Origin of the sequence: Curtobacterium flaccumfaciens UCD-AKU (genome assembly GCF_000349565.1) — a bacterium.
In the GTDB taxonomy this organism is placed as follows: domain Bacteria; phylum Actinomycetota; class Actinomycetes; order Actinomycetales; family Microbacteriaceae; genus Curtobacterium; species Curtobacterium poinsettiae.
This window is the reverse complement of the sequence record NZ_KB714609.1, coordinates 51,060-65,500: the sequence shown is the minus strand read 5'-3', so window position 1 is coordinate 65,500 and position 14,441 is coordinate 51,060. Positions and strand designations below refer to the sequence as shown.

Sequence of the window (14,441 nt, the reverse complement as noted above, 5' to 3'; positions counted from 1 at the left end):
GCGGGTCGTGGCCGGTGCCCGACGCCGCGCGACCGATGCGCTCGACGCTGAACGCACCCTGCGCGAGCGCCGGATCGCGGGGCTCGCCGGTGAGCTCGGCGCCGCACTCACCCCCGGTGACCCGTGTCCGGTCTGCGGATCGACCGCGCACCCGTCGGTGGCCGCGCCGCAGGACGACCACCCGACCATCGGCGCCGTGGAGTCCGCGGGCGACGCCACACGGCTGGCCGACCAGCAGCTCGCCGACGCCGCAGCCGAGCTGGCGGTCGAGCGTGCGGAGCACCTGCGGCTGACCGAGGTGGTCGGCGCCGTCGACACCGTCGCCCTCGACGCCATGTCGGTCGCCGCCGACGAGCGGGTCCGTGCGGCGCACGACGCAGCGGCACTCGTGCTCGAGCACGAGCACGAGCGGACGGCGCACGACTCCGCGACCCGGGCGCTCGAGCGTGAGCGGAACGACCTCGACGCCCGGCGCACCGTGCTCGCATCGACCACGGCCTCGGACGCCGAGCGGCTCGAGGCCGACCTGCGAGCGGTGCAGGAAGCGATCGAGCGGCTCGGTGCACTGCTCGACGGTGACGGTGACGGTGACAGCGCTGGCTCGTCGGGCTCGCTCCGCGTCGTCGTCGACGAGCTCGACGCTCGGCTGACGGTGCTCCGCGCCCTCGCCGATGCCGACGACCGCGCAGCGGCTGCCGCCCGTGCCCGTGACGAGCGGAACACCGAGGTCGCCCGGGTCCTGGACGAGCAGGAGTTCCCCGACGTCGCTGCAGCACGAGCGGGCCGGCTCGACCCCGACACCGTGGCACGCTTCCGCAGCAGCATCAGTGCCGCCGACGCCGAACGCGCCGTCGTCCGTGCGGGGCTCGAGGACCCCGCGGTGGTCGCAGCCGCCGACGACGACCCGGAGCAGCTCGACCTGCAGGCGGCGCAGGCCGAGCGGGTCCGGGTGACGGCCGACCTCGACGAGGCCACCCGGCTCGCGGTCACCGCGGCCCACCGTGCCGAGGCCGTTGAGCAGTGTGCGTCCGAGGTCGACCGGACCGTCCGGGCACGACAGGAGACCTCGGCCCGCAGCCGCGCGGTCGTCCGGCTCGCCGACGTCGCCAACGGTGTGGCATCGGTGAACCCGACCGGCATCACGCTCGGCACCTACGTGCTCATGCGTCGCTTCGAGGACGTCGTGGCCGCGGCGAACGACCGGTTGCGCGGCATGCTCGCCGGACGCTTCACGCTCGAGACCTCCGACGAGCGGGAGTCCGGGTCCCGCGCGCGACGGACGGGGCTCGCCCTCGCCGTGCACGACCACACGACCGACACCGTCCGTGATCCCCGCAGCCTGTCCGGCGGCGAGACGTTCACCGTGTCACTGTGCCTGGCGCTCGGGCTCGCCGACGTCGTGCAGGCCGAGGCCGGCGGGGTCTCGCTCGGCACCCTGTTCGTCGACGAGGGGTTCGGCACACTCGACCCGGAGACCCTCGACGACGTCATCGGGCAGTTGTCCCGGTTGACCGCTGGCGGGCGACAGGTCGGGATCGTCAGCCACGTCGAGGAGCTCAAGCAGCGGATCCCCGAGCGGATCGCCGTGCGACGCACCCCGACCGGTGCGTCGAGGGTGACGACCACCGTCTGACAGATCGCGGCCCGGGGCCGGGCCCCGTCTGGTCCGACGCGGTCTACGGGGTCGGGGTCGGCGTCGACTCCACCGTGCCGTCCGGCGGCGGCAGGATGTCGGCCGCGATCCAGGGGAACACCCACTGGAACAGCACGAAGACGATGGCGACGAGGAGCACGAGCAGCTCGAGCACCTTCAGGGCGGTGGGGCCGGGCAGCAGCCGCCAGACCAGGGGGAAGATCACTTGACGGTCTCCGAGAGTTCCTTCGGGGTGCCCTCGGAAGCGGGCATCCAGTAGTCGAGCTTCGCGTGCGTCACGAACCGTTCGGCCGCGGACCACATCGGGTGGCAGGCGGTCAGCGTGAGCCAGCGGTCCTGGGCGGTCGGTTCCACACCCGGCTTGTTCGGCACCGGCGCGATCGTCTCGATCTTGTCGGGCGTGACGATCTGGCTGTCGGTGACCTTGTAGACGTACCAGACGTCGAACTTCTTCTTCGCGTCGGTGACCCGGACCACGACCGAGTCGCCCTTCTTGAGCTCCGCGATCTGGTTCAGGGGCTTGCCGTAGGTGACACGGTGTCCGGCGACGGCGAAGTTGCCGGGAGCGCCGGGCATCGCGGTGTCCTGGTAGTGCCCGAGTCCGATGGTGTTGAGGACCTTCTCACGATCGGTGCCCTCGCCGATCGGCCGGTTGTAGTCCTTGCCGAACCGGGGGATCTGCATCGTCCCGAACACGTCCGACAACGCCGGGGGTTCGGCGAGCACGGGAGCGGTGCCGCGGTGCTCGGTGCCCTCGACCTTGGGGGTCTTGACCTGGTCGAGGCCCTGCACGAGCTTCGTCTGCTCGTTCACGGCGACCACGTCGGTCCACCAGGCCGTCCACACGACGTACAGGCCGGTGCCGGCGCCCGCGATGATGAGCAACTCGGCGATGAGCGACACGATCGCGCCGCCCACCGTCTGCCGTCTGCGGGGGGATCGCCGGGACCGCGAACCGGCTGCGTCGTCCCGTGCGCTGCGGCGCGTCGGGAGGGTGTCGTTTGCGGTCACGGGGCTCCTGATCGGCTGGGTGGTCGGACAGGTCTATCAGATCACGGCGACAGGTCGGTGACGACCTTCTCCCCACCCCCGTTAACGTGGGGCCCATGGAGTACCGGATCCGCCCCTTCCGCACCGAGGACACCGACGCGGTCGTCGCCCTGTGGGAATCGTGCGGGCTCGTCCGACCCTGGAACGACCCACGCCGCGACATCGCCCGCAAGCTGACCGTCCAGCCCGAGCTCTTCCTGGTCGCCGAGCCCGAGCCCGAGCCCGAGCCCGAGCGCGGCACCGACACCGACGCCGGTGTCGTCGCTGCGGGCATGGCCGGCTTCGACGGGCACCGCGGCTGGGTGAACTACCTCGCCGTGCGCCCGGACCTGCAGGGCTCCGGCCTCGGTCGCACCCTGATGGCCGAGTTCGAGCGGCTCCTGACCGACCTCGGCTGCCCGAAGCTGAACCTGCAGGTGCGTGCCGGCAACGAGCAGGTGCTCGGGTTCTACGCGTCCCTCGGCTACACGGACGACCGCACGGTCTCGCTCGGCAAGCGCCTGATCCCCGACGTCTGACCGCTCACGCCCGTCGCACCGTGCGGGTTCGCCCATCCGGTGCGGCGTTGGCGGCTCGGTGCGGTGCTGCAAGTCCGCACCGGGCGGTCAACCTCGCACGGTTCGAACGACTCGGCACCGTGCCCGGCCCGCCCGGCCCCGCCGCGACCCGCGCGCTACGCCAGCGCCAGCGCCACCGACGCGACGAACGCCAGCACGATGCCGATCCACTGCTGCGCGGTCAACCGCTCCCGCAGCACCACTCCGGCCAGCACCACCGTGCCGATCGGGTAGAGCGCGTTCAGCACGCTCACGACGGGCAGGGTCGCCGGGTCGTCGCTGCTGTGCAGCCCGGCTTGGATGAACACGTTCGCCATCGCGTCGAAGACGCCGCAGGCGGCCACGGTGACGAGCAGCCGTGGACCCCATGCGCGACCCGGCCGACGCCCGGGGGCCGCGGCAGCCCCGTCGGGGCGGGCCGACGTCGGAGCGGGCACCGGGCCTCCCGGCGGCGGCACGACGACCGTCCGGAGCACGACGACGAGCGCCGCCGCACCCAGCAGCACCGCCTGCAGCACCCGCGCGACCACGAGGGGTGCGACGCCCGAGTCGGACGGCGTCATGTCGTAGGCCAGCACGATCCCGCCGAAGCCGCACCCGGCGACGGCGGCGGCGACCACGCCCCGGGCGGTCAGCCGCGCGCCCGAGGCGTCCCGCACCACCGCGACCAGGACCACCGCGACGACCGCGACCACGAGCGCGCCGGTGGCCACGGGCGACAGCACCGTGCCGCGCAGCACCGCGACGAGCACCGGCACGACGGCCGCGAAGACGGCGGTGACGGGGGAGAGCACGCTCATCGGCCCGATCGCGAGTGCCGCGTACAGCAGGAGCACGCCGACGCCGCCGGAGAGCCCCGCGACCGCACCCCAGATCACGGCCGGCCACGAGAACACGCCTCCGACGACCACCAGCCCGACGAGCAGCGGGAGGATCCCGATCGCGGCGGCCACCGCCGTGACGACGACCGGGCGGACCCGGCGCGAGGCGAGTCCGCCCAGGAAGTCGGCGAACCCGTAGACGACCGCGCCGGACAGGCCGAACAGGACAGTGAGCACGGCTCCCATCCTGCCTGGCCCGGTAGCCTGCGGGACGTGAGTGTTCCCTACCAGCGCCTGCCCCGGATCGACGGACGGTGGAGGTGGTGGCGGCCACTCGTCGCCCTCGCGTTCCTGGTGGGGTGGTACGTCGTGTCGCAGATCGTCATCGCGGTCGCGTACTTCGTCCCGATCGGCGCGACGCAGGGGCCGCAGGCCCTGATCGACCTGCAGGACGACCTGGCCGGTGGTGCGCTCGACCCAACCGACCCGCTGATCCTGTCCCTGTCGCTCGTCTCGCTCGTGGTCCTGCTGCCGGGCATCCTGCTCGCGGTGAAGATCGCGCGGATCGGACCGGCCGGCATCCTGTCGTCGACCCGGTTCCGGGTCCGGTGGGCCTGGACGGCATGGTGCCTGCTGCCGACGCTCGTCATCGCCGCGGTCATGTTCGTCGTCCAGACCGGCCTGTTCTGGGACGGCGGGATGATCACGACCGACGGCGGCTTCGCCTGGAACCACGACGCGATCGGCCAGTCGACGGTCTCCCTCGGCACCCTCACCCTGACGATCGTCCTCGTCGTCCTGCTCGTCCCGTTCCAGGGCGCCGCCGAGGAGTACATCTTCCGCGGCTTCCTCATGCAGACGGTCGCGTCGTGGATCCCGCGTCGCGTCGGCACGATTATCGCCGTGGCGGTCTCGACGGTCGTCTTCGCGGTGCTGCACATCCCGAACGGCTACAACGTCTGGGGCATCCTCGACGTCGGCTCGTTCGGCCTGATCGCGGCGATCATCGTCCTGCGGACCGGCGGGCTCGAGGCCACGGTCCTGCAGCACGCGTTCAACAACATCATGATCTTCGTGCTGCAGGCGCCCGGCTGGTCCGGGATCGACCTCACCTCGTCGGACGCGAACGGCACCTGGCAGGGCACGCTCACCACCCTCGTCACGTCGCTCGCGTTCTGGGGCATGGTCGAGTTCCTGGCGTGGTGGCGGGGGCTGGACCGCCGGTTCGCCGGGCACGAGGCGCCCCGGTTCCGCGGTGTGACCCCGGCCTGGGCGGGCGGCGTCCGCTGGACCCGGCCTGGAGGCACGGGCTGGGCGACCACGCCGGCCCGCGCCGACGACGTGGCCGGTACCGACCACCGTGCCGACTCCGGCACGGACGGTGCTGTGGACAGTGCGGTGGGTGTCGCCGGTCGCCCGTAGGCTCGTGGCATGAGCACCACGCCCGCGCCCGCTGCCGTGCCTGCTCCCGCTGCCGTGTCCGCACCCCGTGCCGCTGCGCTCGACGTGCTGCACCGCGTGTGGGGCTACGACGACTTCCGCGGTGAGCAGGCGGCCATCATCGACCAGGTGGTGGCCGGTGGTGACGCCCTCGTGCTCATGCCGACCGGTGGTGGCAAGTCCCTCTGCTACCAGGTGCCATCGCTCGTCCGCGACGGCGTCGGGGTCGTGGTGTCGCCGCTGATCGCCCTGATGCAGGACCAGGTCGACGCCCTGGCGGCCAACGGCGTCCGGGCCGCGTTCCTCAACTCCACGCAGGGCCCCGACGAACGGTCCCGGGTCGAGCGTGCCGTGGTGCAGGGCGAGGTCGACATGCTCTACCTGGCGCCCGAGCGGCTCCGGCTCGAGTCCACCCGTGCGCTCCTCGACCGCGCGCGCGTCTCGCTGTTCGCCATCGACGAAGCACACTGCGTCGCCCAGTGGGGGCACGACTTCCGCCCGGATTACCTCGAGCTGAGCGTCCTGCACGAGCGGTGGCCGACGGTGCCGCGCATCGCCCTGACCGCCACCGCGACGCCGCAGACCCACCGCGAGATCTCCGCACGGCTCGGCCTCGACGACGCGGCACACTTCGTCGCCGACTTCGACCGGCCGAACATCCAGTACCGCATCGAACCGAAGACCGGCGCGCTGCAGCAGCTGCTCACCTTCATCCGCACGGAGCACAGCGGCGACGCCGGCATCGTGTACTGCCTGTCCCGCAACTCGGTGGAGCGCACCGCGACCGCCCTGGCCGAGCAGGGGATCAACGCCCTGCCCTACCACGCGGGCCTCGACGCCCGGGTGCGCGCCCGCAACCAGTCGACGTTCCTGCGCGAGGACGGCGTCGTCATGGTGGCGACGATCGCGTTCGGCATGGGCATCGACAAGCCCGACGTCCGGTTCGTGGCGCACCTCGACCTGCCGAAGTCGGTCGAGGGCTACTACCAGGAGACCGGCCGTGCGGGTCGTGACGGGCTGCCGGCCACCGCGTGGCTCGCGTACGGCCTGAACGACGTCGTGCAGCAGCGGCGGATGATCGACCAGTCCGAGGGCGACGCCGCACACCGCCGGCAGCTCAGCGCCCACCTCGACGCCATGCTCAGCCTGTGCGAGACGATCGAGTGCCGCCGGGTGCGGCTGCTCGCGTACTTCGGGCAGGAGAGCACGGCGTGCGGCAACTGCGACACGTGCATCGCGCCGCCGGAGTCGTGGGACGGCACCGTCCCCGCGCAGAAGCTGCTGTCCACCGTGGTGCGGCTCGAGCGTGAGCGCCGCCAGCGGTACGGCGTCTCGCACCTCGTCGACATCCTGATCGGCAAGCGGTCGCCCCGCGTGCAGGAACTCCAACACGACACGCTGGCGACCTTCGGCATCGGTGCCGACCTGTCCGAGGGCGAGTGGCGTGCCGTCGCACGGCAGGTGCTGGCCCAGGGCTACGCCGCGGTGTCGGGCGACGGCTTCGGCACGGTCGTCCTCAGCCCCACCAGCGCCGACGTCCTGACCGGCAAGGTGCAGGTGCGCATGCGTCGCGACCCGGTCAAGGCGCCGCGGGCCGGCCGCAGCAGCCGACGGACGGTCGTCACCGACATGCCGCAGGAAGCCGTCGGCCTGTTCGAGGCCCTGCGTGCCTGGCGTGCAGCCCAGGCACGCGAGCAGGGCGTCCCAGCGTACGTGGTGTTCAACGACGCGACGCTCCGGGGCATCTCCGCCGTTCGTCCGGCCGACATCGATCAGCTCGGCGAGATCTCCGGGGTCGGTGCGGCGAAGCTCGAACGGTACGGGCGCGCGGTCCTCGACGTCGTCGCCGCGGCCGACTGAGCCCCTTCCGCCACTGCATGCCGTTCCGGGCATGTGCCTGCCGTGCGCCTCATTACACTCGGTAGCTCGTCACCACGAGGAGGTCCGGTGTCCGGTTCGACGAAGTTCGCCACGGTGCTCAGCCGTGCGGTCGTGACCCCGCTCGCCCGGATGCTGTGGCGCCCGAAGATCATCGGTCGTCGGAACGTCCCGAAGCGCGGTGCGGTGATCCTGGCGAGCAACCACCGCTCCTTCATCGATTCGCCGGCGATCACGTTGATGGCGCCGCGCAAGGTGTCGTTCCTGGCGAAGCAGGAGTACTTCACGGGGACCGGCCTCAAGGGAGCGGTGTCCCGGGCGTTCTTCGGCGGCATCGGCGCGATCGGGGTGGAGCGCGGTGCGGGTGCGGCGGCCCAGCAGGCTCTCGACCTCGGCCTCGCACGGCTGCAGGAGGGCGAGGCGTTCGCGATCTACCCCGAGGGCACGCGGTCGCTCGACGGCCGGATCTACAAGGGCCGCACGGGGGTCGCGTGGCTGGCGTTGACGAGCGGTGCCCCTGTGGTGCCGGTCGCGCTGCGTGGCACCGAGGACGTGCAGCCGGTCGGGTCACGGTTGCCGAAGCTCGCCCGGGTGACGATCGAGTTCGGCCGACCGATCGACCTGTCGTCCTTCGGCGAGGCATCGTCCGGTCGTGCCCGGCGTCATGCGACCGATGCGGTGATGGCGGCGATCCAGGAGCTCAGTGGCCAGGAACCGGCGAACGCCTACAACAACCCGCCCGCGACGATCGTCGAGCGGGTCCGACGAGCACTCCAGCCCGACGACCCGACCGCGGCCGCCGTCGATCCCGACTGAGCGCTTCGACTGTCCGGTCACTATTGCACATCTGAAATATCGATGGTTGAATGGGGGCGTGCCGCTCGGCACGTCCCCATCGCCGGTCGCCCGAGAACGACCAGCCACGAGATCAGATCGGACCGTCCGCAGCATGTCCTCCACCCCGCTCTTCGACTCCATCGCCCAGCGTCGCGATCAGGCCGACGTTCCGTCCACCACTCCTGTACCGGCGCGCGCCGTCGTGACCCCGGTGCCGACCTCGCCGTTGTCCGCGCCCGTCCGTCCGGGTGACTCCACCCTGGTCCCGGCGGCACTCGTCGCCGCGATCGACGAGATCCCGGTGCGGGTGGCGTCGGCCCTGGTGACCGAGGTCACGATCCGCCCTGAGCACCTCGTCCTGGTCGAGACCGTCGCCGACGCGATCACCCGTGCGGTCGTCGACGCCGTCGTGTGCGAGCTGGACCGCATCGCCCGCGACGGCGTCGTCCGCGTCTGACCGGGTCGGCCCCCGCGCGATGACGACCCTCGACGACGGCCTGCCCGGTCGTCCCCGCGGTGCCGAGCGTCGCGCCGCAGCCCGACCGACGGTGTCCCCACGGCGCCGTGCACGACACGGTGCCCACCGGGGCACCCTCCGAGCCGCCGGGGTGGCGGTGTCCCCTCCCGTCACCCCGGCTTCCACCCGAAGAACCCAGAACACCCGAAGAACCCAGAACACCCGAAGAACCCAGAACACCCAGCCCGCCCCGACCGCTGCTCCTGCCCGTCGTCTTCGCAGCCTCGTGTCCATCCGGGTCCGCGCCCGACGGACCCTGCCCGCCGGGGCGGTGACCGCCGTCACGTGCTTGTTCGTGGCGGTCGGCTCGCCGCAGATCGCCGTCGCCGCTCCGGCCCCGTCGGCAGCGACGTCGGCGGTGGTCGGCATGCAGCACTTCGTCGCCGACGGCGCCCCTGGTCCGGCGGCCGACCGCGACGACTTCTCGGTCGGCCGTGCTGCCGCGGCGCTCCGGGTGCCGGGTGGACCGGACCCCACCGGGGGTGCCGTCCGTCCCACGATCGGTTCGGTCCCGGACGCGGGCGGCTTCGGCCGCCGCTGGGTCGCCGGTTGCGCGGCCTGCTCGTCGAACCACCAGGGTGTCGACTTCGCCGCGCCCATCGGCACCCCGGTCGTCGCCGCACTGCCCGGCCGGGTCGTCTCCGCGGGAGCCCTCGGCGGCTACGGCAACCAGGTCCTCCTGCAGCACGCCGACGGCACGGCGACCCGGTACGGGCACCTGTCGGCGATCGACGTCCGACGCGGCCAGGTCCTCGGCGCGGGGGACCGCCTCGGGGCCGTCGGCAACACGGGTGTCTCGACCGGCGCCCACCTGCACTTCGAGGTCATCGTGGCCGGCATCCCCATCGACCCCGCCGCCTGGCTGCAGGCTCGCGGGCTCCTCTGACGGCGTCGGGCGTAGCGTCGGGACGGTCGCGGCACGGTGTCGCGCCAGGACGGAGACGCGCGTGCGAGTGACGGTGTTGGGGACGGGTGCGATGGGTGCCGGCGTGGCGGGATCGCTGCTGCGCGAGGGCCACGAGGTCACGGTCTGGAACCGGAGCGCCGACAAGGCCGCACCCCTCGGTGCCCACGGCGCGACGGTGGCGACCGACCCGGGCAGTGCCGTCGAGCACGCCGAGGTCGTCCTGCTCACCCTGTTCGACACCGACGCGGTCGTCGACGTCCTCGAGCAGGCCGCCGGTGAGGCCCCGACCGACGCCGTGTGGGTGCAGGCCTCGACGATCGGGGTCGACGGCACCGCGACGGTCGTGCAGCTGGGGGAGAAGTACGGCATCACCCTGGTCGAGGCGATGATGCTCGGCACGAAGGCCCCCGCCGAGCAGGGCAAGCTGACGATGCTCGCGGCCGGCCCGGCGGACCTGCTCGACCGTGTCGATCCCGTGCTCGACGCGATCGGTGCGAAGACCGTCCGCGCTGGCGACCACGTGGGCGACGGCACCGCGCTCAAGCTCGCCGCGAACGCCTGGATCGCCTCGATCACCGCGGCGACCGGGCAGTCCCTGTCCCTGGCGGCTGCCCTGGGCCTCGACCCTGCGCTCTTCCTGCAGGCCATCGAGGGCAGCGCGAGTGACTCCGCCTACGCCCACACCAAGGGTGCCGCGATGATCGCTCGGGAGTTCCCCGCGCAGTTCGCTCTCGACGGGCTGCGGAAGGACATCGGACTCATCACCGACGCCGCCCGGACCGCAGGGGTGTCGACGACGCTGCTCGAGGCGCTCGGGCGCGTGTACGCCGACGCCAGTGCGGCCGGGCACGGGGGTGACGACATCGCCGCGGTCGGCACCGCGTTCTGAGGCACAGACGCGCGCAGGTGGAACGACCGATCGGTCAGCCGGCGAGGATCAACCCCGCCGGATCAACCCCGTCGGATCAACCCCGCCGGAACAACTGCCGCAGACGTTTCGTGAGCCGCCCCACGGCCTCGTCGTTCATGGTGTTGGCGAGGTCGAAGGCTTCGCGTGCCGGATCGGAGCCGGCCTGGATCCGCCGGAGTGCGGCGTCGGCACGGGCGCGCGAGTCGAGCTCGGCGAACGGCATGTCGTCCTCGGGGTGGTGCTCGCCACGAGGGTCCATGTGGGCCAGGTTACGCGCGACGGGAGTGGTCGGGCGTGACGTCGAGTTCGTCCACGACCCGGACCATCTCGTCCAGGAAGTCCACGACGACGGCCATCTCGTTGCTCGGCAGGTGCTCGGTGACCTCGAGCGCGCGGGCGTCGAGCTCCTCGATGACGCGCAGCGCGTGCCGCATCGAGGTGCCGGTGGCGGTGAGGATCACGCCACGGCGGTCGTTCGGGTCGGCGTGCCGTTCGACGTGACCGCTGCGGACGAGCCGGTCGACGAGCGCTGACGTCGACGCCGCGGTGATCTCGAGCCGTTCGGCGAGGTCCTTCGCGTTGACGGTGCGGCCGTCGTGCTCGGCGTCGATCAGGAACCGGATCGCCAGCAGCGCGTTCTCGCCGATCCCGAGTGCTTCACGCGCACGGCGCTGCGCTGCGCTCTCGGCCGTCCGGTACCGCCGCAGGGCGTTGAGGACGTCCACGGCGGAGACCGCGGAGTCCTCGTACCAGTACCCCGCGGTGCTGGTCATCACCTCGGACGTCATGCACCAATGCTAGACGCTCTAGTTAGATTGTCTAGCGAGCGTGGAGAGGGGACACCTGCAACACCCGTGACGCGGTTCCGTAACACCCCGGCAACGCCGGCTCGTTAGGTTCTCGACATGCAGGAGCAGCCGTGCTGAGCCGCCTCGCGGGGAACGTCTTCCACGTGGGGAGCGCGGTGGAGCGCACCGACGTCGTCGCACGGTTGCTCGACGTCTACGTTGCCCGCCGGGAACCAGGCACCCTCGACGACGACCGGCTCGTGTCCACCGAGCTCCGTAGCATCATCGGCACCACGGGCCCCGCGAACGACCCGGACCGCGCCGCCACCGTCGACGCCCTGGCACTCGACCGGCACGAACCCGCGTCCATCGCCGTCGCCGTCGCCGTCGCCCGCGACCACGCACGCCGTGCCCGCGAGGTCGTCTCGAGCGAGCTCTGGGACTGCCTCGACGTCACGCGGTCGCGGATGCCCCGGAAGATCGCCCCCGACCGCGCGCACGAGTTCCTGGGCTGGGTGCGGGAGCGCAGTGCCCTGGCCATCGGGGTCGTCGAGGGGGATGCCAGCCGGGATGAGGTGTGGGAGTTCTTCACCCTCGGTCGGTCACTGACCCGCTGCGCCTCCACGGCACGGCTCCTGGCGTCCCGGCTGCTCGAACCGGACTCGGTCACCTCGTGGACGGCGGCGCTCCGGGCGTGCGGTGCGGGCGAAGCGTTCCTGCGCGGCCGTGACCACGCGCCGGTGCCGTCCGACGCCGCAGCCTTCCTGCTCCTCGACGTGCACAGCCCGCGGTCGTTGCGCTTCACGGTGCACCGCGCGGCCGAGTGCCTGGCCGACGTCGCCCCGTCCTGCGTCGCGGACGAGGTCGCCGCGTTCGACGAGGTCCGCGCGCTGCTCGACGCGATCCCCGAGGAGTCCGCGCTCGCCGTGGCGGGGGACGTCGGGGAACGCCTGGCGGCGGCGGCCGACCGCGTCGCCGCGGCACTCGACGAGCGCGTGTTCGCGTCGTCCGCGCCCGTGCTCTGACCCGACCGGGCGCGCGCGACGGAACGGGGCCAGTCAGTGCGTCGCGACCGCGACCGCGACCGCGGCCGTGGACGTGGGACGCGTCGGACGGGAGGCCCGTGGCGGCGCCGGCACGGGCCTCCCGTCCGACGGTCGGTGGCGTCGCGGACCGCTGGCCGACGCGCAGGTCGTCAGCCGGTCCGTCAGACGGCGCTGGAGCGGTCGGCGAGCGTCTCGTCGCGTTCCAGCTCGCGGCGGAGCGCGGCACGCGAGCCGACCACCGGCACGGCGTGCGTGATCGCCAGGTGCAGCCGCGAGTCGGCGTCGTAGCGCAACCGGACCCGCTGGTACCGGACGAGCCACACGAGTGCGATCGCGAGCGCCACGAAGCCCGATGCCGCGCCCACCACGATCGCCCAGCGGGGCCCGAAGGCGTCGGCGACGGCACCGACGAGCGGGGCGCCGATGGGGGTGCCGCCCGCGAAGATCGCCATGTACAGGGCCATCACGCGGCCGCGCATCGCGGGCTTCGTCGTGGTCTGCACCAGGGCGTTCGCGGTCGTCATGAAGGTCAGCGACGCGAGCCCGACGAACATCAGCACGATCGCGAAGGTCCAGTACGTCGGTGCGAGGGCGGCACCGGTGCACGCGAGCCCGAACCCGCCGGCGGCGAGCACGAGGGTGCGCATCCGCGGCTTGTCCCGGCGTGCGGACAGCAGCGCGCCGAGCACCGAGCCGACCGCCATCACCGAGTTGAGCAGCCCGAACTCGCCGGCACCCTGGTGGAACTCGACCCGCGCCATGGTCGAGGTGAAGATCGGGAAGTTCACGCCGAACGTGCCGACGACGAAGATCATGCAGAGCACCACGACGATGTCCGGCCGGGTGCGGACGTACCGGAAGCCGGCGACGATCTGTCCCTTCCCACGGCCGGCTCGGACCCGTTCGGCGAGCTGTGCGGGATCGACGAAGCGGAGCGCGACGAGGACGGCCAGGAACGACCCGGCGTTGATGACGAACACCCAGCCGGAGCCGATCGCCGCGATGAGCACACCGGCGACCGCGGGGCCGATCAGGCGTGCGGCGTTGAACGACGCCGAGTTCAGGGCGACGGCGTTCGAGACGTCCTCGCCCTGCACGACGTCGGAGACGAAGGCCTGCCGGATCGGGGCGTCGAACGCGGCGACGATGCCGAGCGCCAGCGCGAAGCCGTACAGCGCGAGCAGGGTGGCGGTGTGCGTGAGGACCATGACGCCGAGCCCCAGCCCGAGCAGCCCCATCAGGCCCTGGGTGAGCATGAGCATCTTCCGGCGGTCGAACCGGTCGGCGGCGAGGCCGGTGAGGGGCAGGAGCAGCAGCTGCGGGCCGAACTGCAGGGCCATCGTGATGCCCACCGCGACGGCGTTGTTGTCGGAGAGCTGGGTCAGCACGATCCAGTCCTGGGCGGTGCGTTGCATCCAGGTGCCGACGTTCGACACCAGGGCCCCGGCGAACCAGATGCGGTAGTTGCGTCCGGCGAGGGAACGGAACATGGCGGTCACTGCTGGGCCAGCCTCCTCATGATCTCGGTGGCGTCGGCGAGGGTGGTCCGCTCGTCGGCGGTGAGTGCTGCGAGTCGCGGGGTGAGCCAGCCGTCGCGACGACGTCGGGTCTCCTCGACGAAGGCGGCTCCGGCGGGCGTCGCACCGAGCAGCACCTTGCGGCGGTCGTCGCCGTGCCCGTCCTTCGACACCAGCCCCCGGTCGACCAGCACCGCGATGGTCTTGGTCATCGACGGTGGGGTCACGCCGTCCTGCCGGCTCAGGTCGGCCAGGGTCATGGCGCCGTCGCGGTGCAGGCGGGCGAGGGCGGAGAACTGCGCGTCGGTGACGCTCGAGTCGGCCTTCTGGGCACGGAGGGTGCGGGACAGCCGGTTCACCGCGATGCGGAGGTCGGTGGCGTCGGTCATCGGTCGTTAGCCTAGCTCATTAGTTCAGCGAACGAACTGGTTCTCGGGTGTACCTGGTCGAAACGGGCGTCCATGGTCGGTTCTCCCGGCCAGGGACGCCCGTTCCCGCTTCCCAGCGCGGGTGCGATGG

General features: G+C 72.2%; 16 protein-coding genes. 9 read left to right on the top strand and 7 right to left on the bottom strand.

All coding sequences use genetic code 11. The features are described 5' to 3' along the window. On the top strand, positions 1-1,633 hold a 1,633-nt coding region (locus H489_RS23915; RefSeq protein ID WP_268743724.1), incomplete at its 5' end, for an SbcC/MukB-like Walker B domain-containing protein. A gap of 43 nt (positions 1,634-1,676) precedes the next feature. Here the strand turns inward: H489_RS23915 and H489_RS23910 are convergent. Next, positions 1,677-1,859, bottom strand: a complete 183-nt coding sequence (locus H489_RS23910) for a hypothetical protein (protein ID WP_017886209.1) — start codon at positions 1,857-1,859, stop codon at positions 1,677-1,679. Then, positions 1,856-2,572, bottom strand: a complete 717-nt coding sequence (locus H489_RS23905; RefSeq protein ID WP_017886208.1) for a class E sortase — start codon at positions 2,570-2,572, stop codon at positions 1,856-1,858. The genes H489_RS23910 and H489_RS23905 overlap by 4 nt, the downstream gene beginning before the upstream one ends. Positions 2,573-2,760: 188 nt before the next feature. Between H489_RS23905 and H489_RS23900 the strand changes: the two genes are divergently transcribed. After that, positions 2,761-3,222 carry a GNAT family acetyltransferase gene (locus tag H489_RS23900; RefSeq protein ID WP_017886206.1) on the top strand — a complete coding sequence of 154 codons (462 nt, stop codon included), beginning with the start codon at positions 2,761-2,763 and terminating at the stop codon, positions 3,220-3,222. Positions 3,223-3,377: 155 nt separating this feature from the next. Here the strand turns inward: H489_RS23900 and H489_RS23895 are convergent, their stop codons facing one another. Further along, positions 3,378-4,319 carry an EamA family transporter gene (locus H489_RS23895; protein WP_017886205.1) on the bottom strand — a complete coding sequence of 314 codons (942 nt, stop codon included), beginning with the start codon at positions 4,317-4,319 and terminating at the stop codon, positions 3,378-3,380. Positions 4,320-4,355: 36 nt separating this feature from the next. Here H489_RS23895 and H489_RS23890 point away from each other — a divergent pair, with 36 nt between their 5' ends. From H489_RS23890 to H489_RS23870, 6 genes are all read left to right on the top strand, one after another. Then, a complete protein-coding gene (locus H489_RS23890; protein ID WP_152427169.1) occupies positions 4,356-5,504 on the top strand; it encodes a CPBP family intramembrane glutamic endopeptidase in 1,149 nt (382 codons plus the stop codon). A gap of 9 nt (positions 5,505-5,513) precedes the next feature. Beyond that, entirely contained in the window at positions 5,514-7,382 is a 1,869-nt protein-coding gene (gene recQ, locus H489_RS23885) for a DNA helicase RecQ (RefSeq protein WP_017886203.1), read from the top strand. An 87-nt stretch (positions 7,383-7,469) separates the two neighbouring features. Further along, entirely contained in the window at positions 7,470-8,216 is a 747-nt protein-coding gene (locus tag H489_RS23880; protein ID WP_017886202.1) for a lysophospholipid acyltransferase family protein, read from the top strand. 133 nt (positions 8,217-8,349) lie between these two features. After that, a complete protein-coding gene (locus H489_RS23875; RefSeq protein ID WP_017886201.1) occupies positions 8,350-8,694 on the top strand; it encodes a hypothetical protein in 345 nt (114 codons plus the stop codon). A gap of 286 nt (positions 8,695-8,980) precedes the next feature. Further along, on the top strand, positions 8,981-9,640 hold the full coding sequence (locus H489_RS36625) for a M23 family metallopeptidase (protein WP_017886200.1): 660 nt from the start codon (positions 8,981-8,983) through the stop codon (positions 9,638-9,640). 61 nt (positions 9,641-9,701) lie between these two features. Next, positions 9,702-10,550 (top strand): NAD(P)-dependent oxidoreductase, encoded by an 849-nt coding sequence (locus tag H489_RS23870; protein ID WP_268743723.1) that lies wholly within the window; start codon positions 9,702-9,704, stop codon positions 10,548-10,550. A 76-nt stretch (positions 10,551-10,626) separates the two neighbouring features. Here the strand turns inward: H489_RS23870 and H489_RS23865 are convergent, their stop codons facing one another. Both H489_RS23865 and H489_RS23860 read right to left on the bottom strand, forming a co-directional pair. Next, positions 10,627-10,830 (bottom strand): hypothetical protein, encoded by a 204-nt coding sequence (locus tag H489_RS23865; protein WP_017886198.1) that lies wholly within the window; start codon positions 10,828-10,830, stop codon positions 10,627-10,629. A gap of 10 nt (positions 10,831-10,840) precedes the next feature. Beyond that, complete coding sequence (locus H489_RS23860; protein ID WP_031259287.1) at positions 10,841-11,359, bottom strand: MarR family winged helix-turn-helix transcriptional regulator; 519 nt, start codon at positions 11,357-11,359, stop codon at positions 10,841-10,843. Between the two features lie 131 nt (positions 11,360-11,490). On the opposite strand from H489_RS23860, the gene H489_RS23855 reads away from it, so the two are divergent. Further along, positions 11,491-12,384 carry an alpha-E domain-containing protein gene (locus H489_RS23855; protein WP_017886196.1) on the top strand — a complete coding sequence of 298 codons (894 nt, stop codon included), beginning with the start codon at positions 11,491-11,493 and terminating at the stop codon, positions 12,382-12,384. 182 nt (positions 12,385-12,566) lie between these two features. Here H489_RS23855 and H489_RS23850 read toward each other — a convergent pair whose 3' ends face one another. Continuing rightward, entirely contained in the window at positions 12,567-13,904 is a 1,338-nt protein-coding gene (locus tag H489_RS23850; protein ID WP_017886195.1) for an MFS transporter, read from the bottom strand. Continuing rightward, positions 13,901-14,311, bottom strand: a complete 411-nt coding sequence (locus H489_RS23845) for a MarR family winged helix-turn-helix transcriptional regulator (RefSeq protein ID WP_017886194.1) — start codon at positions 14,309-14,311, stop codon at positions 13,901-13,903. The genes H489_RS23850 and H489_RS23845 overlap by 4 nt, the downstream gene beginning before the upstream one ends. Between the last annotated feature and the right edge of the window lie 130 nt (positions 14,312-14,441).